The organism is Rhizobium sp. NZLR8, from assembly GCF_019685025.1.
Lineage (GTDB): Bacteria > Pseudomonadota > Alphaproteobacteria > Rhizobiales > Rhizobiaceae > Rhizobium.
Map to the genome: position 1 here is coordinate 29,614 of NZ_JABDVY010000016.1, position 22,608 is coordinate 52,221.

Sequence of the window (22,608 nt, forward strand, 5' to 3'; positions counted from 1 at the left end):
TTCGATTGAGGGTATTGGCCAGATCGCCAATACGGCAAGGCTACAACCGCTTCCGCCACAATCCCCTCGGGTAACGGGGTACGTCACCTCGCCCGTAAGCGGGCGCGGACTTCGCTCAGATATGCAGGATTAGCAGCACTCGGCAACGCCTGCAGTCGTCACGGTCACCTGTTCTGCCGGTTGGCGATCAGATCGTCGACGACGGCCGGATCGGCGAGCGTCGAGGTATCGCCAAGCGCGCCGAAATCGTCTTCGGCGATCTTGCGCAGGATCCGGCGCATGATCTTGCCGGAACGGGTCTTCGGCAGGCCGGGCGCAAACTGGATCTTGTCGGGTGCGGCGATCGGGCCGATTTCGGCACGCACATGTTTCACCAGTTCCTGGCGGAGCGTGTCCGTTCCTTCGTGACCGGCCATCAGCGTCACATAGCAATAGATGCCCTGGCCCTTGATCGGATGCGGATAACCGACAACCGCGGCTTCCGAGACCAGATTGTGCGAGACGAGTGCGGATTCCACCTCCGCGGTGCCGAGCCGGTGGCCGGAGACGTTGAGCACGTCGTCGACACGGCCGGTGATCCAGTAATAGCCGTCCGCATCGCGCCGGCAGCCGTCGCCGGTGAAATACTTGCCCTTGTAGGTGGAGAAATACGTCTGGATGAAACGGTCGTGATCGCCATAGACCGTGCGCATCTGGCCCGGCCAGCTGTCGGTGATGCAGAGATTGCCGTCGGCGGCCCCTTCCAGCACCTTGCCTTCATTGTCGACCAGCTGCGGCTTGATGCCAAAGAACGGCACTGTCGCAGAACCGGGTTTCAGATCGATGGCGCCGGGCAGCGGCGTGATCATATGGCCGCCGGTTTCCGTCTGCCACCACGTATCGATGACAGGGCAGCGCTTGTCGCCGACGACATTGTAATACCATTCCCAGGCCTCGGGATTGATCGGCTCGCCCACCGTGCCGAGCAGGCGCACCGACGAGCGCGACGAGCGCGTCACGAAGTCGTCACCGGCGCCCATCAGCGAGCGGATCGCCGTTGGCGCCGTATAGAAGATGTTGACCTTATGTTTGTCGATGACTTCCCAGAAGCGGCCCTGATCGGGGAAATTCGGAACACCCTCGAACATCAGCGTCGTTGCGCAGTTGGCGAGCGGCCCGTAGACGATATAGGAGTGGCCGGTGACCCAGCCGACATCGGCGGTGCACCAATAGACGTCGCCGTCATGATAGTCGAAGACATATTCATGCGTCATCGCCGCATAGACGAGATAACCGCCCGTCGTGTGCAGCACGCCCTTCGGTTTGCCGGTCGAGCCTGACGTATAAAGAATGAAGAGCGGGTCTTCCGCCTTCATCTTCACCGGCGGGCATTCCGGCTTCACCGTGGCGATTTCCTGGTGATGCCAGAGATCGCGGCCCGGCGCCCAGCCGGTCTTGCCGCCGGTGCGGCGAACGACCAGCACCTTGCTGACCCTGACATGCTGTCGAGCGGCGATATCGATCGCCGTATCGGTATTGTCCTTCAGCGGCACCGGCTTGCCGCCGCGCACGCCTTCGTCGCAGGTGATGACGAAGGTGGATTCGCAGTCGACAATGCGCCCCGCCAGCGCCTCGGGCGAGAAACCGCCGAAGACGACCGAATGCACCGCGCCGATGCGGGCGCAGGCGAGCATCGCATAGGCGGCTTCCGGGATCATCGGCATGTAGATGGTGACGCGATCACCCTTCTTGACGCCGTGCTTCTTCAACACGTTCGCCATCCGGCAGACATGCTCGTAGAGTTCGTTATAGGTGACCTTCTTGTCGATATAGGGGTTGTCGCCCTCCCAGATGATCGCCACCTGGTCGCCATTCGTTTTCAGATGACGGTCGATGCAATTGTAGGAGACGTTTGTCTGACCGTCCTCGAACCACTTGATCGAAACCTTGCCGGTAAAGGAAGTGTTCTTAACCTTGGTATAGGGCTTGAACCAGTCGATCCGCCTACCGTGCTTGCCCCAGAATTTGTCCGGGTTCTCGACGCTTTCCTCGTACCATTTGAGGTACTTCTCCTTATCGATCAGGGCGCGCGCAACGGTTGATTTCGCTGGTGGATAACGGACGATGTCAGACATTCGGCACCATTTTGATTGAGAAACACGCCCGGTCAGGTCGGTTATTGACTTTCAACGAAGACCGGTCATTGCCGCTAAATCCGGACCCACGCCCCGGTCGGTACGTGGAGGCGAGCGGCCGGCGTGGGAAGCAAATCACCCGGCCGCCTGATCAGACTGAAACGACCTTCGGCATCAGTTCTTCGAGGCTTCTGCGGGCATCGCCATAGAACATTCTGGTGTTCTCCCTGAAGAACAGCGGGTTTTCGATGCCGGAATAGCCTGTCCCCTGCCCTCGCTTGGAGACGAAGACCTGCTTGGCCTTCCAGACTTCGAGCACCGGCATCCCTGCTATGGGAGAGTTCGCGTCTTCCTGCGCGGCTGGATTGACGATGTCATTCGAACCAATGACGATAACGACGTCGGTCGAGGCGAAGTCTTCGTTGATCTCATCCATCTCGAGCACGATGTCATAAGGCACCTTGGCTTCAGCGAGCAGGACGTTCATATGGCCTGGCAGGCGTCCGGCGACAGGATGGATGGCGAACCGGACCGTCTTGCCGGTGGCGCGCAGTCTGCGGGTCAGGTCCGACACGGCTTGTTGCGCCTGGGCCACAGCCATTCCATAGCCCGGCACGATAATGATGCTCTGGGCGTCGTTCAGCGCCGCGGCAACACCGGCGGAATCGATGGCGACCTGTTCACCAGTGATCTCGAGGAGCGGTCCGGCCTTGGTGCCAAACCCGCCCAGGATCACCGAAATGAACGAGCGGTTCATCGCCTTGCACATGATATAGGAGAGGATCGCTCCTGAGGAGCCGACGAGCGCGCCGGTGACGATCAGGAGATCATTGCCGAGCGTGAAGCCGATCGCGGCCGCGGCCCATCCGGAATAGCTGTTGAGCATCGAAACAACGACCGGCATGTCGGCGCCGCCGATTCCCATGATCAGGTGGAAGCCAATGAACAGAGCGAGCGCCGTCATGACAGCAAGGGGCAAGAGACCGCCGCTTTGATAATAGATGATGAGGAGTGCGACGGACAAAAGTGCTGCAGCAGCGTTCAGCCCGTGCCCGCCCGCGAGCTTCCTCGCCTTGCCATCCACCTTGCCGGCAAGCTTGCCGAATGCGATGACCGAGCCCGTGAAGGTCACAGCTCCGATGAAGACGCCAATGAAGATTTCAGCCTTCATGATCAGAAGCTCGACAGCGTCCTTCTGCGCCAGGATCGCGGGATAACCAGCAAGACCAGTGCGGCTCGTCTCGTCGAGCGCGGCAACGCGCGCCGCCTCCAGATGGGTGTTAAAGCTGATGAAGACCGCTGCCAGCCCGACAAATGAGTGCAACGCCGCCACAAGTTGCGGCATCTCCGTCATCTGGACGCGGCGTGCGAGAGCATAACCGATGAGGGCGCCGCCACCGATCATGAGGATAAGATTTAGCCAGCTGCCGCCAGCCGCGCCGAAGATGGCGGCGACAAGGGCAAGGCCCATGCCCGCCATACCATACCAGACCGCGCGCTTGGCGCTCTCCTGACCCGACAACCCGCCAAGGGAGAGGATGAACAGAATTGCCGCCGCGATATTGGCTGCTGAAATGATACCGATTGTCAAAACGATTCCTCCTCCAGTTTTTCAGGACTTCTGGAACATTGCCAGCATGCGCCGCGTGACGAAGAAGCCGCCGACGATGTTGATCGTCGATATGAGGACGGCGATCGACGCAAGGATCGTTACCGGGATCGATGCCGAGCCGATCTGCAGCAGCGCGCCGAGGATCACAATGCCGGAGACGGCGTTGGTGACAGCCATGAGCGGAGTGTGAAGAGCGTGCGAGACGTTCCAGATCACCTGGAACCCGATAAAGCAGGACAGCGCGAAGACGATCAGATGGTTCATGAAGCTTGCCGGGGCGTAAGCGCCGGCAACCAGCAAGAGTAAGGTTGCGAAGGCGAGCAAGGCGACTTGGCTGCGGGTCTGTGCTCGAAAGGCCGCAGCTTCCCGCTGGCGCCGCTCTTCGCGGCTCGGTTCCTTTGGCTTCTGCTTGACCTTCTGCACCGCAATTGCCTGCACCTTCGGCGGTGGCGGCGGGAATGTCACGGCGCTTTCAAAGGCGACGGTTGCTCCGCGTATGACGTCGTCTTCCATGTTGTGGACGAGAATTCCGTCCCTTGCAGGGGTCAGATCCGCCAGCATGTGGCGGATGTTGGTGGCGTAAAGGGTGGAAGATTGTGTCGCCATGCGGCTCGGAAAATCCGTATAGCCAATGACTATGACACCATTGCCCGATACAATCCGTGTGCCTTCGACCGTGAGCTCGCAGTTTCCGCCCCGTTCGGCGGCAAGGTCAACGACCACGGAACCAGGCTTCATCATCGCCACCATATCGGCCAGCCAAAGCTTTGGCGCATCGCGACCGGAGATCAGGGCGGTGGTAATGACGATGTCGATTTCGGGTGTGAGCGAGCGGAACGTATCGAGCTGCTTCTGACGAAACTCTGGCGACGACGGCGTCGCATATCCCCCGGACGCCGCTCCATCCTGTTGCTGATCGCCAAAGTCGAGGAAGACGAACTCGGCACCCATGCTTTCGATCTGTTCGGCAACCTCTGGGCGCACGTCGAAGGCATAGGTGATGGCGCCCAAGGATGTCGCCGTGCCGATGGCGGCCAGGCCGGCGACGCCAGCCCCGATGACCAGCACCTTGGCCGGCGGCACCTTGCCGGCAGCCGTCACCTGGCCGGTGAAGAAGCGGCCGAAATTGCTGCCCGCCTCGATCACGGCGCGGTAGCCGGCGATGTTGGCCATTGAGGACAAAGCATCCATCTTCTGAGCGCGCGAGATGCGCGGCACCATATCCATCGCTATGACGTTGACGCCCCTGTCGATCGCCCGCGCAAGCAGCACGTCATTCTGGGCTGGATAGAAAAACGAGATCATCGTCTTTCCAGCGTCGATACTGTCGATTTCGATGAGTTCCGGCGGGCGCACCTTTGCGATAACGTCCGCTGACCGGAAGAGCTCCGTCGCGCTTTCGACAATCTCGACACCCGCATCGCGGTAGGCCTCGTCAGTAAATCCCGCCAGAAGACCGGCGCCTGACTCAATCAAGCAGGTGTGGCCGAGCTTCTGCAAATGGGCCGCGCTGTCGGGCGTCATAGCAACGCGCGCTTCATCGGCACATATTTCACGTGGAGTTCCGATCCTCATTGCCCCTCCTCTCCTCCTCGCGTTCTCACAGACTCGTGAGCGCGCAGTCATGGACGGTGGCGACAGCCGCCGGCCAAAACTTATTGTTGGCGATGTCATGAGATGCCTTTGCGGTCCGAGGGACCAAGGCAAAAGCGTCTGAACGCTAGCCTAATTCAGGCAATCATTCGGCCGCCGTTCCGTAGCCGACGTTGCGCCCGCCATAACGCCTCACGCGCACATTGGCTTGTTCCGCGTGACCGATGAAACCTTCGAGCATGCAAAGCCGCGAACAATATTCGCCGATCATTGCGGCCGCCTCATCCGTCAGAACCTTCTGGTAGGAATGTGTCTTGATGAATTTCCCCACCCAAAGACCGCCGGTGTAGCGGCCGGCCTTCTTCGTCGGCAGCGTGTGATTGGTGCCAATGACCTTGTCGCCATTGGCGACATTGGTGCGGGGGCCAAGGAACAGGGCGCCATACGAATGCATGTTGGCAAGGAACCAGTCGTCCCGGTCGGTCATGACCTGGACATGCTCCGAGGCGATGTCATTGGCAACGTCGAGCATCTCCTCATAGGTGTCACAAACGATAATCTCACCATAGTCCGCCCAGCTCTTTGACGCGGTGTCGGCAGTGGGCAAGATTTTCAGGATGCGGTCGATTTCCGTCAGCGTTGCCTGCGCAAGCTTGTGCGAATTGGTGACCAGGACTGCCGGCGAGTTATAGCCATGTTCAGCCTGTCCAAGCAGGTCTGTCGCGCAGATCTCCGCATCGACGGTTTCATCGGCAATGACCATCGTTTCTGTCGGGCCGGCAAAAAGGTCGATCCCCACACGGCCGTACAACTGACGCTTCGCCTCGGCAACGAAGGCATTTCCGGGGCCGACGAGCATATGCACCGGCTCAATCGTCTCGGTGCCGATTGCAAGTGCTCCGATGGCCTGGATGCCGCCCAGCACGTAGATTTCGTGGGCGCCGCCAAGATACATCGCCGCGATGACGGCCGGGTTCGGTTCACCCTTGAATGCCGGTGTTGCGGCAGCAATCCGCGGCACGCCGGCCACAGAGGCGGTCGCAACCGACATGTGAGCCGAAGCCACCATCGGAAACTTCCCTCCGGGAATGTAGCAGCCGACCGACTGAACGGGGATGTTCTTGTGCCCAAGAATAACGCCCGGCAATGTCTCGACCTCGATATCGAGCATGGAGTCGCGCTGAGCCTGTGCGAAATTGCGAACCTGCGCCTGGGCGAATTTGATGTCTTCCATGTCACGAGCCGAAACCCGGTTCATCAGCGCCTCGATCTCGCTCGCAGAGAGCTTGAAGGACGCCGGCGAGTATTTGTCGAATTTTTCTGAAAGTTCGCGGACCGCGGCGTCGCCTCGAGCCTCGATATCCTTCAGGATATTTTCAACGGTAAAACGGACCTTCTGATCGTCTTCGGAGCGCTCGTTTTCCGGCTTTCCGCGTTTGATATAGGTAGTAGCCATCGTCTTCTCCCTTTCTGAAGACAGCATAAGCTGCTACATCTGCGTTGCAAGATTTCATGCATGTAGTGAAAAATTTTCAAGACGCCATCGATGAAGCCCACGGCAAAACAAGTTGCTCATGTAGCCGGCGTCTCGATCGCGGCTGTTTCCCGAGCCTTCACACCAGGGGCACCGATCAACCCCGAAAAGAAGAAGAAGATCTTCGCGGTCGCGGAGGAGATCGGTTACATCAGCCCGGCCCGACGGACCGCCAAAGCCGTGGCGGCAAGCACGATAACGCTGGTTGCGGGAGACCTTCACAACCCCTTTTACCCGCTCGTGCTCGATACGCTCGCAAGACACCTGCAAGAGAGCGGGCGCCAGTTGCTGGTTTACGCCCTGCCGAGTGACTGCAACATCGACGCGGTCACGGACCAGGTACTGGCGGCACGTCCGTCGGGCATCATCGTCACTTCCGCATCTCTGACATCGAACATGGCGCGTGCGTGCCGGCAAAACCAGATCAAGGCCGTTCTGCTCAACCGGATACAGCGCGACATGCGCATCAACGCGGTCTCCTGCGACAATTACCAGGGTGGCCGCGATATCGGTCGGCTGTTGCTCGACCGTGGTTGCCAGAGGATCAGCTTGATCGGTGGCGTCGCCAATACATCGACCCATGCCGAGCGCGTTCGAGGGTTTCGTGATGTGCTTGCCGAGGCGGGGCGAACCATTCACGCGCAAGCAAGCGGAAACTACCAGTATGAGATCGGAAAGCAGGCAGCTGTCCACCTTCTTTCGGCCGTCCAGCCGCCGGACGCGATCTTCTGCTGCAACGACATCATGGCTTTGGCGGTCATCGATGCGGCAAAAGAGCGGGGATTGCGCATCCCGCAGGATCTCGCCGTCGCCGGTTTCGACGATATCCCGATGGCGAGCTGGAGTTCCTACCAACTCACGACGATCCGCCAACCGGTCGAGCGGATGGTGCAGGAGGCAGTAAGTCTGATCGACGATCCCAACATCAAGGCGTCCGATAATGGATTCACGCGCATACTGTCGGGAATGCTGGTCCTACGTTCAAGCGCTTAATTGGTCAATCGTTCTCGCGACGGCATCGCACGTGTACGCATCCAGGCATCGACGCGATCGATGCCAGCAACAACACGGGTGCAGAGCGGTCGAGGGTAATTATACAACCTGTCTTTCGCTTAAGGCGATGCCGATGCAATGGACCGGTTGGGCGCGTGAGGGTTTCATTGATCTGGTGAACGATCAACGGAAGAGCTGTAGCTGCTGTCGGATTTAGCGGCACCATCAAAGCTAATACCTATCGGGTCGTTCTCGAGCTGATCGGTCAGTCGGGAATGGTCCCTGTCTCAATCCCGGATCATCCTATTGCGATGTTACGGCGGCCGTTGCCCTTTGCCGACGCGCAGGACGAAACCCAGCTCGTCGTCTTCGACGCTTCAAGCTCACGACCAGATTTTCCTGGTCGCGAGAACATCCGTCTACATTGAGAAACTCCCGTTCCAATCAAAAGGCGGGCGGCCAGGACAACGTGGGAGTGGAAGACCGCTTGCGTTAGAGGAACAAGGCGGCCGGAACGTCGGTTCTCATCAGCTAGCGCGCTCGCCATTGGCCGCATGCGGCCTGTTTTGGCTATGCCAGATTGTCCTCCGTCCTACGAAGGGTTTGCGATGGCAGTTCGCCGAAGCGCCTACGATATTGGCCGGAGAACCGGCCGACATGCGTAAAGCCCCATTTCTGCGCAACGCCTCTTACCGATTGATCAGATTCGCCAGATGAAAGCTCCCGGCGAACAGCATTCGAGACGAAGATGCTCTAGGTACGCAATGGGCGTCGTCATACGAAATTTTCGGAAACCACTTTGCAGGGTACGGATACTGACACCGCATGCCTCGGCGATCTCGTTCAGCGTCACCCCCCGGGAGACGTTGGTATGCATATAGTGGATCGCACGCTTGACGTGCCGCGGAATGGGAGACCCGCGAGAAAATTCGCGGGCGTAGTGTGCCCAACCGCATCGATGAGAAACTCTAGGCAAGCCTCCAGGAGATGTCCGAGCGCCACCGGTGTTTTATGCAGGGTCTCGCCCGTAAGGCCATCATGCATGGTCATTGCGAGTCGCGCCAAATCCAAACCCGGTCCCTGAGAAAGATCGATCTCATTGGCGAATTGCAGGCGGCCCCGCACTGAAATATTCAACCGAACTTCGATCCGCCGCACCAGCTCGTCGTGAGGCACCCTGAAGCAAAGATGCCTTCGAGGGCCGGCAACGTGAAGCTCATAATTCTGCAGCCGATCGACAAAAACGCCAAGGTTTTGGATGGACGGTATTTTGCGGTCGGTGACCGCGACTATGGCGTTGCCTGTAAGCGGGATCAGAATCGTGGCCGTGTCGATCGACGCGGGGAAATGAATTGTGAAAGCTCCGTCATAGCTGCTCGCTATGATCGAGATCCCCTGCGTGCCGACCAAGTCGATCCGGTATTTCGTAGTCCCCCTGCTTTCCCTTCTCACTTCTCCATTGTGCAGGTAGGAAAGCGACGCCGAGAGCTCCTGCAGATCCGTTCCGGCGAAGGACAGGTGGTCGACGCTGTTCCAGTTCACATCAGGCACTCCCGTAGCCTCTGGACAATGGTGATGTCTGCGTTTGCCATGCGTGGCTCGCGATCGTCCACCATCGACGCGGCATGATCGGCGCTCGCTTGCCGCGGCCCTTAAGTCGTTCAGCGATCGCCTGGACGCAGAGCTCAATATCGCGATCAGTTCCATCTTACCGTGGAAAGTTGTCGCTAACGTCTTGCATGCCTTCCGGGGTTATTCTTTGTCGGCTCGTCCCGTGTGCTTTCGATGTCCGGTCGAACCCCGGTCCATACCAGCCCAGAGCTCGTCGCAATCATAAACACAATATGCCGCGCCAAGCCGCGCCGCCTCGTGGCGCAACCATGACAACCACTTATGAAGATGGGCGGTCCACCAGGCTGCCGTCATGGCTCACCTCGCGCTGATCTGGAAACAATGCAGTCCGTCACAGGCAGCACTCCTTCTTCAGGTTAGGCTGCTCGGAGGCTTTGGAGACTTGCGAACCGGCTGCCATGATTTCGGCCAGCACCGACACCGCCAGCGACTTCGGATCACGCGATGACGGGATCACACCGATCGGCCCGCGAACTCGGCTCGACCGGTTAAGGGAGACTCCAATCTCTTCCAGCCGCTGCAATCTTGAGCGTTGGGTGGCGCGACTGCCCTGGGCGCCAATATAGAAGGCCGGGGTCGACAGCAGATGCTTGATGATTTCCGGCTCGTAATCGTGATCGTGATAAAAGAGCACGGCTGCTGTGCGCGCATCGATCTGCAATGCGAAAAGCTCTGAAAGGTTCGTCAGCTCGCGGCACTTGTTACCGGACGCGCGCGTCGATGCAAGTGTCATGGCGTCATGAGAGACCAGCTGCTGTTCGTAACCGAGCCCCTCTACTAAGGCGGCAAAGACCGACGCCTCCGGTCCAGCTCCGAACGTCAAGAACTGCAGCGGAGGCTCGAACCCAAGTGCGAAACCATGCGCATCGTTCTTTGTTTCAGTGATTGGGCCCAGGGTGAGCCGGCCGGATTTCGAAATCTGCAGGCTGACCGGCCGTCGGAGCTTCCTGGCCTTTGCAAGTTTCCCCAGCACCTCGACATCGAGCAGCGGAAACAACATGACTTCGATGCCACCGCCGCAGGGTAGACGGATGTCGATGAAAGTCGATCCCTCGCCATAGCGAAGCACCCGCACGTCACCGGTGTTGCGAACATCACTTGCATTCAAGATGAGGTCTGCTTCGACGCAGCCGGATGTGATCGCCCCGGAAAAACTTCCGTCTGGAAGGATTGCCATGGCTGCCCCCGGCAAGCGATAAGCGGGGCCGCGGGTCTCAGTCAGGACGGCCATCACCACATCCCCGCTGGCATTGATGGCAAGTTCCCATGGATCGGCCAGCGCCGGATGCGCTGCTGACAGCAAGGGCGCGGCTTGCAACTCACATTGCATCGACAATCCTCCCCAATCCCCTCGTCGCGAAGCACTCTCTAGGCGACTTACGTAGGCGGCCATGGCGCGGGTGCTGGCCCGAAACTCTTTCGGCTCCGCGGCCCTCATCCCAAAGAACCTTATTTATCAGTCGAACATTAAACACCTTCTATGTCAAGTATCAACATCCGCAACAATCAAAGTACGCGTGGCGAAACAGGTGGTTATGCTTGGATAATCCGGCGTGATTTCCAGGCGGCGCTATCGCGTGCGGTCAGTCGCCCGTCACGATCAATCCGCCGTCCACCCGCCATCAACCAGGAGAGCGCTTCCCGTCACAAGCGCCGAAGCATCCGACGCCAGGAACAGCACCGCTCCGACCACATCCTCGGGCGTACCGAGGCGGCCAAGCTTGATTTTAGAGACGATGGCGTTACGGGCCGCGGGATCCTCCAGAAACGGTGTCGTCATTGGCGTTTCGATGAATGTGGGCGCAACCGTATTAACGCGGATCCCGACGGGGCCAAGCTCAACGGCAAGCGCTTTTGTAAATCCCTCCAGAGCCCACTTGGAGGCACAGTAGATCGTCCGATTGGCAGCGCCGACATGCCCCATTTGCGACGACATGTTGATGACTGAACCTTGTATGCCGAGATTTGCCATACGGGCCGTGACGGCCTGAGCCGCGAAGACAGCAGCCCGCAGGTTCAATCCGATCACCGCATCGAAGTCCTCAATGGTGACGTCTGAGAGTGGCTTCGGCCTGTTCGTGCCGGCATTGTTGACGAAAATGTCGTGGGCGTGCATCGCGTCGACGGTTGCGCGAAAGCCGGCGATATCGCTGACATCTGCAACAAGCGCCTCAGCCTTGAAACCATGGTCGCGGATGCACCGGGCGCCCTCTTCGACCTCGCTTTCGGTCCGGGCGCAGAGGGTGACCTCTGCGCCGGCGCTTGCCAGTCCTTCGGCGATCGAGCGACCAAGCCCCCGGCCAGCGCCGGTGACGAGTGCGCGGCGACCGGAGAGCGAAAACCGCTCAAGGATGTTGAAACCGGACATGTCTCGTTCACTTGATCGCTTGCGGATTGATCGGAGAGCCAGCGCCGCCTGGCAGATGCAAGGGCGGGGCCAGGAAGAAGAACTCATAGACCTTATCCCCGGCGCAATCCTCGGCCAACTCCTTGAGGTAGAAGATTTCTCCCATCGCGATCCCCATCGCCGGAATGACGACCCAGTGCCAGGGCTGGTTGGCTTCCTTGGTTTGATTTGGACGCACTTCGCATCCCCACGTGTCGGTGCAGATGCCGGCAACGTCCTTGTCGCGAAGCCAGAAGCAGGTATCAAAACCCATGCCAGGCGCATCGCCTCCGGCATAGCCTTCCCAACTTCCCTTCGCCAGGCAACGCTCCTGATGGCCGGTGCGAACGATCACGAAATCGCCCTTGCGGATCTCCACGCCCTGCGAGGCCGCGCAGCCATCAAGGTCGGCAGGCGTGATCGCGTAACCGTCGTCCAGAGATGCGACGCTTTTCCAGCGAGCGATGTCGAGAAGCACGCCGCGCCCGACCATCTTGTCGCGATAATGCTCGATGCCGAGCTTCTTGGCGCCTTTGACGTCGACCAGCCTTGCGTCGTAGCCGTTATACATCTTGTCATCGAGGAAGATGTGGCAGAGCGCATCCCATTGCGTCGAAGCCTGGCAAGGCATGTTGATCGCGTCATCGGCGTAGCGCAGATAGGGTGCCGGTTCGTCCTGATTGCCCGCGGCCGCATCCGTGCCCGTTGCTAGCATCGTGTGGATCGGGTTCCAGCGACCTCCAAACAGGCCTGACTGGATCGGCTCCTTCAACGACAGCCCCAGGGAAAAGGTCTTGCCTTTCCTGACCAGTGAAGCAGCCGCCACGATGTCGGTAGGCTCGATATTGTTGAGGGTGCCGATCTGGTCGTCGTCGCCCCAGCGCCCCCAGTTGGAAACCTTCTTGGCGGCGTCATAAATCGCCTGACGGGTGAACGTCATGATGAAATCTCCTCCTAAGTTATCGATAGATAAATAAACCCTGCCCGGCGTGGTAGTCAAGAGGTCTTTTTCCGTGATAGAAGGGTCGCATCAGCCACACCCTGACTTCCGAAGGACAATGGTTCCAAAGCACCCCACCAAGAGACGCCGCCTACCGCCGACCGAAAGGCGCGAAGAGATCCTCCAGAAGGCCATCAACCTTTTTTCGGAACATGGTTTCGAGAGTAGTACCCGCGAGATTGCCCGGCAGCTGGGCATTACGCAGCCCCTGCTCTATCGTTACTTCCCAAGCAAGGAAGACCTCATCCGCGAAGCCTACCGATCGGTTTACCTGGAGCGCTGGGACGTGGAGTGGGACCGGCTGCTGTGCGACCGGACCAAGCCCTTGGATTGGCGGCTGAAGGCCTTCTACGACAGTTACACGCACGCGATTTTCACTCGCGATTGGATGCGCATCTATCTGTTTTCAGGCTTAAAAGGCGCTGACATCAATCGCTGGTATATTGGCCTCCTTGAGGAGCGGATCCTCCAACGTATCATCAAGGAATACCGGCATTTGGCGGGTCTTGACGGCGAAAGACAGCCGGAGGCCGAGGAACTCGAACTGGCCTGGGCATTGCACAGCGGCATCTTCTATCTCGGCGTTCGCGAGCACATCTTCAGCCTGCCGCCGCCGAAAGACCGCCAGAAGATCATCGGAAACGTCGTGGATGTCTTCCATCACGGAATCCAGGCGTATTTTTCGAAACTTTCGGCGATGAAGCCGGCAAAGCTTGCGGCGCAATCCTAGCAAACGTAAACCTCGGCGATCGATCATTAAGAGGGCTCCCATGGCGGCGTTCCGCTGTCAGGCTAGCCTTCCTGGCTTCGAAAATTCGGCTGATGCCGAAAACAATAAGCAGCTGTTGACAAAATAAATTATCGTCCGATAATTATTGCGTCGGTACCGCCATCCTCCCCCGTGCCGCCTCCCGGGCAAAGAGTCCATCCAGCCGGAGCCCGGGAGGTGGCAGGAGCGTGGAATATGAGCTCCGACAAATTGAAGCATCCGCCTGCATTTTTTTGGAAAAGGACAGAAAGTTCGGCGGAGCACAACGTCGGTCGGGAGGAGCAAGCCGACGCCCCGGGGAGTTGACTTGGGGCAATCGCTGGCGAGAGCCGACGGAGGGAGAAAGATGTTCACAATGCTGGATGTCAGCAACCGCTGACCGGTAATCAAACCGGTAATCAAAAGAGCATGATCGCGGCCGGGGCCTTCGAGCGTTGTGGAATTTCTTGACTATTTCTTGATCGGTTTCTGACCTTCGTCTCGAAACCCTGGGGACTGAACTTCGGTCAATCCCCGGTCATTGCTGTCCTCTGGGGTCGGAGCGGTGATCGGCGCTGCTTGGTTTGGTCGCATGGCTGACCATTTTGGGCGCCGGCAAAGCCCCACAAGAGATAGACGAGCCAAACACGCGGGCGACCACAGAAGCTATCGACGCGAAGGCTTACCGCGATGAGTTGAGGCAATTTGGCTCGAAAGTCGAACTGCCTCTTCAAGCAATTGCCGAGATGACAGCCTGCCGCTACCATCAAGGACGTTAGGTTTATCGGCTCGATGTTATTCCATACCAGCAGAGTTCCTGCGTGACTTTCGGAGAGCGCCATATGCTCGCATTTAGCGGCAGCCGGTCGGTGTTGAGGACGCCACCTATGATCGACCCCTTCGGCCGGGCGGTCACCTATCTGCGCGTTTCCGTGACCGACCGCTGCGACTTCCGCTGCACCTATTGCATGGCGGAAAACATGACCTTCCTGCCGAAGAAGGATCTGCTGACACTGGAAGAGCTGAACCGGCTCTGTTCCGCCTTCATCGCCAAGGGCGCGCGCAAGATCAGGCTGACGGGCGGCGAGCCCCTGGTGCGCAAGAACATCATGTTTCTGGTGCGCGAACTCGGCGAAAAGATCGGCTCCGGTCTCGACGAATTGACGCTGACCACTAACGGGTCGCAGCTCGCCCGCCATGCCGACGAACTTTACGATTGCGGCGTGCGCCGCATCAATGTCTCGCTCGACACGCTCGACCCCGACAAGTTTCGCGCCATTACCCGCTGGGGCGATTTCGCCAAGGTGACGGAGGGCATCGACGCTGCGCAGAAGGCCGGTTTGAAAATCAAGCTTAATGCCGTGGCGCTGAAAGACTTCAACGAAGCCGAGATGCCCGACCTCCTGCGCTTCGCCCATGGTCGAGGCATGGATCTGACTGTCATCGAGACGATGCCGATGGGCGAGATCGAGGAAGACCGCACCGACCGGTATCTGCCGCTCTCCAAGTTGCGCGCTGACCTCGAGCAACAATTCACATTCGCCGATATCCTTTACAAGACCGGCGGCCCGGCCCGCTATGTCGACGTCGCCGAAACCGGCGGCCGGCTCGGCTTCATCACGCCCATGACCCATAATTTTTGCGAGAGCTGCAACCGTGTCCGCCTGACCTGCACCGGCACGCTCTACATGTGCCTCGGCCAGAACGACGCCGCCGATCTGCGCGTCGCACTGCGCGCCACCGAAGACGACGGCCTGCTCTACGCGGCGATCGACGAAGCCATCACCCGCAAGCCAAAAGGCCACGATTTCATCATTGACCGCACGTACAAGCGGCCGGCGGTGGCGCGGCATATGAGTGTCACCGGCGGCTGACGGGAGGATCGACTGGAATGTCCAACACCCCTCGGGCCGATCATCCGGCTGGCAAGCGCCGAACAGCAGACCAAAGCGCCATTCCCCGCGTCGCCATCTTATTGCTTGCGGCCGGTCAGGCGGCCAGAATGGGTCCAACTGGTGGGCACAAATTGCTTGCGGAGTTCGACGGGATTCCACTGGTGCGCCGCATGGCGGCGGTTGCACTCGGCTCGAATGCGGCGGCCGTCATCCTTGTGACCGGCCACCGGCGAACGGAGATCGAGACGGCAGTTACGGGCCTGAACTTAGAGATGGTCGAAAATCCGCATTATCTCACTGGAATGGCGAGCTCCTTGGTTGCAGGGGTGTCATACCTCGAAGATCGGCAGATCGATGGCGCTTTGGTTATGCTCGCCGATATGCCAGGCTTGCTCAGTTCGCACCTTAATCAGCTGATCGCCACCTTCCAATTGTCCGGGCAAGATTGCATCGTGCGCGCGGCGTGTCAGGGAAGGCCCGGAAATCCGGTCATTCTTCCGACCTCGCTCAATCAGCAAATCTTGCAGCTTAAAGGCGATATAGGAGCACGCCAGATCATTGAAAATGCCTCGTTGCCTGTTTTTCAGGTAGAGATCGGCGAGGCCGCGCTGCTGGATCTCGACACGCCAGAGGCGGTGAAGGGTGCCGGCGGCATCATCAAATACTAAATGTTCAAGCAGGCGTGCAGGCATCATGGCCAGAGAACTCTGCGGTCCACGTTAGCTTTCAAAGCGATCGGACATGATCCAAGTGGCCGGCTGACGCCAACCGCGTCCAGCCCGCGGCTCGATCGGGCTCATCATGAGTTCCCCGCCGCGACAGTTGACGCCTCTTTCAACTTGACGGCATGATGTAAGCAAAATTGAACAGGGCGGGAACACGAGCATGAATCTGCGGCAAATCCGATATTTTCTCGAGATTGCCGAGCACGGCAATTTTACGCGTGCCTCTGAAGTTCTCAATATCGCTCAGCCCGCTCTTTCGAGACAGATCCGACTTCTCGAGGAAGATCTAGGTGAAACCCTTTTCATTCGATCCGGCCATGGTGTTGCGCTGACCGCTGCGGGCAAGGCTCTGCGTGAAAGAGCAACAGTGCTCGTCTACGAATTTGACAAGCTTCGTGATGTCGTTTCAGATCAATCTGAACCGCGAGGCCATCTCACGGTCGGATTGCCCCCCGCTATCTCCCACATGGTGAGCATCGAGCTGATCGACGCTTATTGCCGGCAATATGCCGATGTTCATCTTCATATTCGCGAAGGGATCAGTTTGGATCTCATTGCCGGTATCCAGCAGAGCAAAATCGACTGCGCAATCGTCGTCTCCGACGAGAACCAGGGCTTGCGCTCCGAGTTTCTGTTTAGGGAAACCCTTTTCCTCGTCGCGCCAGCCTCTGAGAAGTACGACTTAAATCAGCTGCTTACCCTGGATAGCGCTGCTGGCAAGCCGCTCATCCTGACCAACAGAATGAACAATTTCCGGGTGGCGATCGAAGACGCTTTTGGGCGCAACCAGCTGCCGATGCGCGTCTTGGCTGACAGCAATTCGACGAGTATGATTGCAGCACTCGTCGCGAAAGGCACGGCCTACAGTATCCTGCCCTATTGCGCGATCGACGCCGCCCTCAGCCACGGGCTAATTTCAGCAAGCCCGATTGAGGGCCTCTCTGTCGACTGGGCATTTGTAAGCCCTCCGCAGACGGAACTGACAATTCCTGCGAAGCTCTTTCACCAAATGCTTCTCGATCAGATCCATCGAAAGGTTGAAGGAAATAACTGGCTGGGCGCCGTGCTGACAACCACGCCTGCGCCGATCAGTGCAGATAATCAGCAAGCTTCTATCGACATGCTTGGCAACGGCCCCTGAGCATTAGCCGGCGACCGCCATCTTGGGCGTAACGTGAGATGTCGCGCCGCCACCAACGTTGAACTGGGCCAGCAACCGGAGCAGTGCAGCGGCTTCGGCCGCAAGACTGTGGGCGGCTGCAGCGGATTCCTCGACCATCGCCGCATTTTGCTGGGTGCCGCGGTCAACGACGTTGATTGCCTGGTTGATCTCGGCGATTCCGAGAGACTGCTCCTTGGCAGCTTCAACGATCCCCTCGACATTGTCGCTCACCTGCTTGACCTGCGACACGATGGTACTGAGCGCACTGCCTGTTTCACCAACCAAAGCCACTCCGGTCTGGACGTGGACGTTCGAAACTGCAATCAGCTGATTGATCTGTTGCGCGGCCTTGGCAGAGCGCTGCGCAAGTTCACGCACCTCCTGGGCAACGACCGCAAAGCCTTTCCCGGCATCACCCGCCCGCGCTGCCTCGACGCCGGCGTTGAGAGCCAGCAAATTGGTCTGAAAAGCGATCTCATCGATGACGCCGATAATGCCGGAAATTTCTGCTGAAGAGGCTTCGATTTTGCTCATTGCCTCGATGGCACGGCCAACGACCGTGCCGGAAACCTCGGCGTTCTCCCGTGTCCGGCGCACAAGACGTCCTGCCTCTTCAGCGCGCCGGCTCGCCTGTGCCACCGTCGTCGTGATTTCCTCCAAGGCCGCAGCCGTCTCCTCGACGGAGGCTGCTTGCTGTTCCGTGCGCTTCGACAGTTCGTCCGATGCACTGCGGATCTGCTCCGAGCCCGCCGTGATGGCACCGGCATTGCGTGCGACCGCCTGCATCGCCTGAAGGAGCCTGCTTATGGCAGAGTTGAAATTGGCGCGCAGGACATCATAACGGCTTCCGAGATCCGAGCAGCGCACCGTCAGATCGCCTTCAGAAAGTGCCGCGAGTGCTTGGCTCAGTTGTTTGACGACATGTGCCTGTCCCGCGGCTTCCTCTTCTTGGATCCGGGAGGCCTCGGAACGCTCCTGTTCGATCAATCTCTGCTGGTCTGCTTCACGCTGTTCCATGGTCAGACGATCCCGAACTTTGTCCTGCAGGATCTTTGTGGCCCTTGCCATCATGCCGATTTCATTCGTCAGGTTCGTGTGCGGAATCGCAATCGAGACGTCGTCGTTTGAGACCGCTGATAAAGATGAATGTATGCGAGTGAGCGGTCGCGTAATGCCACGCACCACCGCAAGTGCTCCGATCAAGCTGATAACAAGGACGGCAGCCACGATCCCTAACGCCTGAACGTAAACCTGATTAATCTTTTCGTCGATGTCATCCAGATAGGCGCCCGTGCCGAGCACCAACTGCCAGGGGTCAAACGCTTTTGAGTACGAAACTTTTACGGACGTCGCATCATCGCCCGCGCCGGGCTTCGGCCATAAATATTCGCTGAAACCACCGCCGGCTCTGCCGGCATCGATGATGTTCTTGATGAGTGGCGTTCCGTTCTTGTCTGTCAGGGCCATGAAATTCTTGCCGACCCCGGCATTGCCGGGGTTGATGACGCGCACGCCCGAATAGTCGTATCCGAAAATGACCCCATTGGGCTCATAGTGGATCTGCGAAACAAGCGCCGTTGCCTGCGCGATCGCCTCTTCGCGGCTGATCTTCCCGGCAGTTTCGTCACTATGAAGCGTCGTCACGATCGAATAGGCGATGTCGACCTGCGTCTTCAGCGCGTCCTTGCGCTCGCTGTAGATTGTTTCCGTCGCCGCCTCGATCAGGAATACGGCAGCCAAGGCGAAGACGATGACAAGACCCGTCGTCAGCAGGATCAGTTTGCTGGAAATGCGGAAATTTGACATAGAAACCTCTGCGGAGGAAGGAGCTGATCCAGTTGACGGGTTTTTGAAATGACTCAGGAGTTAAGACCGCTTTTAGCCTCAACCTCCCAGATAGAGTTGGCTGATAAGCTCGCTGTCGCGAAGCTCAGCTGCGGTCTCTGCGGAAAAGGCGACCTCACCGTGCACGAGAACATAGCCCCGGTCAGCAATCCGCATCGCTTCCTGAAAATTCTGTTCGGCCATGACAACCGTTAGCCCGAACTGCTCCTTCAATTCACCGATCTTCGCGATCGCCTGGGACACCATGATCGGCGCCAGACCGACGGAAGGCTCGTCCACGAGGAGGATGCGGGGCGAAGACATGATCGCCCGGCCAAGCGCCAGCATCTGCTGCTGTCCGCCCGACATTGATCCCGACAGTTGCCGTCGTCTTTCCTTCAGGATTGGGAAGGCGCCGTAGCAAAATTCGAGATTGGCGGCGATCTTGCTTCTCGCCGCCTTGCGATAGGCGCCGAGGAGCAAATTCTCCTCGACGGTCAGCTGCGGAAATAGCCGCCGCCCTTCCGGAACGATGCTGATGCCATATTCGACGATTTGATCGGTGCCGAGATGGGTCAGGTCGATCGCCTGACCGTCAAGCTCGAGCGTGATCGAGCCTTGCGTTGGACGCACGTCGCCGATCAGGCATTTCATCAATGTGCTCTTGCCATTCCCGTTGGTACCGAGGAGGACAACGGTCTCGCCTTCCCGAGCCTCGATTGACAGACCATGTAGGACCTGCACCGTGCCGTATCCGGCATGCAGGTCGCGCACCACTATCTTAACTGCCAAGATATGCCCTCCGCACTTCTGGATTGGCCATGACATCGGCGGGTGCGCCATCGCATATGATCCGTCCCGCAGTCAGGCAAACGATGCGTTGCGAGAACCGCATGACCGCTTGCAGAATGTGCTCCACCATGACGATGGTGATGCCGGAAGAATTGAGGTCCATTAGAATATCGAGGATCTCGTGGACCTCCTTAGTGGCAAGGCCGGCCATGGCCTCGTCGCAGATCAGCAATTTGGGACGAGCGGCAACAGCCCGCGCCAGCTCAAGTTTGCGCAGCTCCACCTGCGACAACTGTCCTGCTGGCGCGCTCATGCGATCGGCGAGCCGCACACGGCGTAGCAAATCGCTCGCTTCGGAATGAGCCGCGTTTTGGTTTTTTGCATCGACCAGACGGTGAACGATGTACTCGAGTGGCACCATCAGGTTCTCGATGACCGTCATCGAGTGGAACGGCTTCGGGATCTGAAAAGTCCGCGCCAGACCTGCCTTGGCTCGGCGATAGGTCGCAAGCTTCGAAATGTCTGCGCCATCAAATGCGATTGCTCCCGCTTCGATCGGCAATACCCCGGAAATGCAGTTGATAAGGGTTGTTTTGCCCGAGCCGTTCGGGCCGATCAGGCCGAGGCGTTCGCCCTTGGCAATGTCGAGATTGACGTCGGTAAGGGCCGTGAAGCCGCCGAACCGTTTCGTGACATTGTCCACCTTCAAAAGGCTAGTCATGCGCTTTTGCTCCTTCGACGAGGCGGATTGACTTGGCGCCTGGTTGCAGGCTTTTGCGGGCGAGTTTTGCCAATCCGACCAGCCCCTCGGGCGCCATGATCACGAAGATGACCATCAGCAGTCCAACGACCAGCAGGTGAAGCTCCGGGCTTGCTGAGGCAGCGAGTTGCTGGCTGCTGGCGATCAGGATTGCGCCGAGCACGGGTCCCCACCAGCGCGACATTCCGCCGACCACAGCCATCGAAAGGGCCATGACCGAGTAATTCAGGCTGAAGGTCGAACTCGGCTCGACAAAGCTCGTATATAGCGGGAACGGAGCCCCGGCTGCAGCCATGAGGGCACCCGATATCGCGCAGGCGATCAGCCTGAGCCGCAATGTCGGAACGCCCGAGCATTCAGCTGCCGCCTCCGCATCGCGCACGGCATGCAGGCCTCTGCCGAGCCAGGACCGCTCGATGTAGCGAGCAACGATGATTGCAATAACCGTCAGCACCGTCATCACGAACAGCAACAGCCGTGTATAGGTATCAAATCCAAGGGGCACCTCCGGGCGGATGATCTGCATACCGGTTGCGCCGCCGACGAAGCGCCAGTTGAGAATAAAGGTTTCGATCACGATCGCAGCTGCAATCGTCGCGATCGAAAAGAAGATGCCCTTGAGGCGCAACGTCAGTAACCCGGCTCCGATGCCAAGCAGCGCGCCAACGATGGCGGCGCCCGCGATCTGAATCGGAAGTGGTGCACCAAAGGCCTTCATCAGCACCAGAGCCGTGTAGGCGCCAAGTCCGAAAAAGGCGCCCGTGCCAAAATTGACATAGCCTGCGTAACCGCCAAGAATGTTCCAGGCCGTAGCGAGCACAACGTACTGAAGAATGACGTACCCGACATAGAGGTAATATTCATTGAGCCCGAGCTTCGGCAATATGAAGGCCAGGACCGGGAGCGCCAGTGCGAGTAACCAGAATGGGATCGAGTTGTTTCTCATCGTCCAAAAAGCCCCTGTGGCCGCAAGCCCAATACGAGCAGGAGAAGTCCGAAGGCGACCGCGGGCGCCCATGAGGCTCCGAACGCTGTTAGTACGAGCGACTCCATCACCCCCAGCAAAATGCCCGCGATCAATGTCCCGTTCATGCTTCCCAGGCCTGCCAGGACCACGACGCAGAAAGTTCTGCCGATATAGACCCTGTCGAGACTGGGCTCGACAGGGCTAACGATGATCAGGAGCGCCCCGCCGACCGCTGTAGCGGCAGTGGCAAGGCCGAAAGCCCACTGTTTGGTCAGAACCGGGTTCGCCCCAATCACCTTTAACGCCCAGGGGTCTTGAGCAACCGCACGGATCGCGCGGCCGCGGAAGGTTCTGGACAGGTAAAGGTTTAGGCTAAGAACCAGTCCGACAGCCACCACAAGCGCGACAATCAGGCGCCAGGGTATTCGCATTTCCCCAAGCGCGAGACTGCTGCCGATATAGGGTGCGCTGACACTTTGCTGGTCGAGACCGAAGACGAGTGAAAGCACGACCTGAACAATGAAGGCAATGCCGAAGAAGAAGGCGATGCCCCGTACCCCGGCATCGGTGCCCCGTTTCTCGAACGCCTCATAGTAGAAGCGGTAGACAGCGGCGCCCAGGAAGAAGAACGGGATCAGGATAAGGGCTCCGGCCAGAAGCGGATCTATCCCGAAAGATCCGAGCAGGAAGGTCATGTAAGCTGCCAGCACAAGGAAGGAAGCGTGGGCGATATGGGGCACGTCAAGCAGCCCGAATGCAATTGAAAGCCCGATGCTGACGGCTGCATAAAAGCAGCCGACAAGAACACCGAAGACAAGCCCTTCAATCAAAAGATCGATCGAAACCATGGTCAATTCCCCCTCGGCAGCGC

19 protein-coding genes are annotated in these 22,608 nt (G+C 58.8%); 5 read left to right on the forward strand and 14 right to left on the reverse strand.

Features of this window, described 5'->3' with window-relative positions; translation table 11 throughout:
- Positions 1-164: 164 nt before the first annotated feature.
- From acs to hisD, 4 genes are all read right to left on the reverse strand, one after another.
- On the reverse strand, positions 165-2,114 hold the full coding sequence (gene acs / locus HJB89_RS27110) for an acetate--CoA ligase (protein WP_130722725.1): 1,950 nt from the start codon (positions 2,112-2,114) through the stop codon (positions 165-167).
- A gap of 151 nt (positions 2,115-2,265) precedes the next feature.
- A complete protein-coding gene (locus HJB89_RS27115) occupies positions 2,266-3,705 on the reverse strand; it encodes an NAD(P)(+) transhydrogenase (Re/Si-specific) subunit beta (RefSeq protein WP_011654672.1) in 1,440 nt (479 codons plus the stop codon).
- 21 nt (positions 3,706-3,726) lie between these two features.
- The gene (locus tag HJB89_RS27120; RefSeq protein ID WP_011654671.1) at positions 3,727-5,301 is read right to left on the reverse strand and encodes a Re/Si-specific NAD(P)(+) transhydrogenase subunit alpha; all 1,575 of its coding nucleotides are present in this window, start codon (positions 5,299-5,301) and stop codon (positions 3,727-3,729) included.
- 163 nt (positions 5,302-5,464) lie between these two features.
- Complete coding sequence (hisD, locus tag HJB89_RS27125) at positions 5,465-6,775, reverse strand: histidinol dehydrogenase (RefSeq protein ID WP_011654670.1); 1,311 nt, start codon at positions 6,773-6,775, stop codon at positions 5,465-5,467.
- A 90-nt stretch (positions 6,776-6,865) separates the two neighbouring features.
- Here hisD and HJB89_RS27130 point away from each other — a divergent pair, with 90 nt between their 5' ends.
- Positions 6,866-7,846 carry a substrate-binding domain-containing protein gene (locus HJB89_RS27130; RefSeq protein WP_011654669.1) on the forward strand — a complete coding sequence of 327 codons (981 nt, stop codon included), beginning with the start codon at positions 6,866-6,868 and terminating at the stop codon, positions 7,844-7,846.
- Between the two features lie 570 nt (positions 7,847-8,416).
- Here HJB89_RS27130 and HJB89_RS33865 read toward each other — a convergent pair.
- The 5 genes from HJB89_RS33865 to HJB89_RS27155 form a co-directional block, all read right to left on the reverse strand.
- A complete protein-coding gene (locus tag HJB89_RS33865) occupies positions 8,417-8,596 on the reverse strand; it encodes a helix-turn-helix domain-containing protein (protein ID WP_197727557.1) in 180 nt (59 codons plus the stop codon).
- Between the two features lie 99 nt (positions 8,597-8,695).
- Positions 8,696-9,388 carry a hypothetical protein gene (locus HJB89_RS27140; RefSeq protein ID WP_049778443.1) on the reverse strand — a complete coding sequence of 231 codons (693 nt, stop codon included), beginning with the start codon at positions 9,386-9,388 and terminating at the stop codon, positions 8,696-8,698.
- A gap of 421 nt (positions 9,389-9,809) precedes the next feature.
- Complete coding sequence (locus HJB89_RS27145; protein WP_041936689.1) at positions 9,810-10,808, reverse strand: XdhC family protein; 999 nt, start codon at positions 10,806-10,808, stop codon at positions 9,810-9,812.
- A gap of 270 nt (positions 10,809-11,078) precedes the next feature.
- Positions 11,079-11,846: an SDR family NAD(P)-dependent oxidoreductase gene (locus tag HJB89_RS27150; RefSeq protein WP_011654667.1), complete on the reverse strand. Its 768-nt coding sequence runs from the start codon at positions 11,844-11,846 to the stop codon at positions 11,079-11,081.
- A gap of 7 nt (positions 11,847-11,853) precedes the next feature.
- On the reverse strand, positions 11,854-12,804 hold the full coding sequence (locus tag HJB89_RS27155; RefSeq protein WP_011654666.1) for a cyclase family protein: 951 nt from the start codon (positions 12,802-12,804) through the stop codon (positions 11,854-11,856).
- A gap of 118 nt (positions 12,805-12,922) precedes the next feature.
- Here HJB89_RS27155 and HJB89_RS27160 point away from each other — a divergent pair, with 118 nt between their 5' ends.
- From HJB89_RS27160 to HJB89_RS27175, 4 genes are all read left to right on the forward strand, one after another.
- Positions 12,923-13,594, forward strand: coding sequence for a TetR/AcrR family transcriptional regulator (locus HJB89_RS27160; RefSeq protein WP_041936688.1), 672 nt, complete (start codon positions 12,923-12,925; stop codon positions 13,592-13,594).
- 860 nt (positions 13,595-14,454) lie between these two features.
- Positions 14,455-15,486: a GTP 3',8-cyclase MoaA gene (gene moaA, locus HJB89_RS27165; RefSeq protein WP_041936687.1), complete on the forward strand. Its 1,032-nt coding sequence runs from the start codon at positions 14,455-14,457 to the stop codon at positions 15,484-15,486.
- Between the two features lie 17 nt (positions 15,487-15,503).
- Positions 15,504-16,175 carry an NTP transferase domain-containing protein gene (locus HJB89_RS27170; RefSeq protein WP_011654663.1) on the forward strand — a complete coding sequence of 224 codons (672 nt, stop codon included), beginning with the start codon at positions 15,504-15,506 and terminating at the stop codon, positions 16,173-16,175.
- A 217-nt stretch (positions 16,176-16,392) separates the two neighbouring features.
- Complete coding sequence (locus tag HJB89_RS27175) at positions 16,393-17,373, forward strand: LysR family transcriptional regulator (protein ID WP_011654662.1); 981 nt, start codon at positions 16,393-16,395, stop codon at positions 17,371-17,373.
- Positions 17,374-17,376: 3 nt separating this feature from the next.
- Here the strand turns inward: HJB89_RS27175 and HJB89_RS27180 are convergent, their stop codons facing one another.
- The 5 genes from HJB89_RS27180 to HJB89_RS27200 form a co-directional block, all read right to left on the reverse strand.
- Positions 17,377-19,200 (reverse strand): methyl-accepting chemotaxis protein, encoded by a 1,824-nt coding sequence (locus HJB89_RS27180; RefSeq protein ID WP_011654661.1) that lies wholly within the window; start codon positions 19,198-19,200, stop codon positions 17,377-17,379.
- 78 nt (positions 19,201-19,278) lie between these two features.
- Entirely contained in the window at positions 19,279-20,010 is a 732-nt protein-coding gene (locus HJB89_RS27185; RefSeq protein WP_032984735.1) for an ABC transporter ATP-binding protein, read from the reverse strand.
- Complete coding sequence (locus HJB89_RS27190) at positions 20,000-20,731, reverse strand: ABC transporter ATP-binding protein (RefSeq protein ID WP_011654659.1); 732 nt, start codon at positions 20,729-20,731, stop codon at positions 20,000-20,002. The genes HJB89_RS27185 and HJB89_RS27190 overlap by 11 nt, the downstream gene beginning before the upstream one ends.
- Complete coding sequence (locus tag HJB89_RS27195; RefSeq protein WP_244432393.1) at positions 20,724-21,788, reverse strand: branched-chain amino acid ABC transporter permease; 1,065 nt, start codon at positions 21,786-21,788, stop codon at positions 20,724-20,726. Before HJB89_RS27195 ends, HJB89_RS27190 begins: the two co-directional genes overlap by 8 nt.
- Entirely contained in the window at positions 21,713-22,585 is an 873-nt protein-coding gene (locus tag HJB89_RS27200) for a branched-chain amino acid ABC transporter permease (RefSeq protein ID WP_018517376.1), read from the reverse strand. Before HJB89_RS27200 ends, HJB89_RS27195 begins: the two co-directional genes overlap by 76 nt.
- Positions 22,586-22,608: the final 23 nt, after the last annotated feature.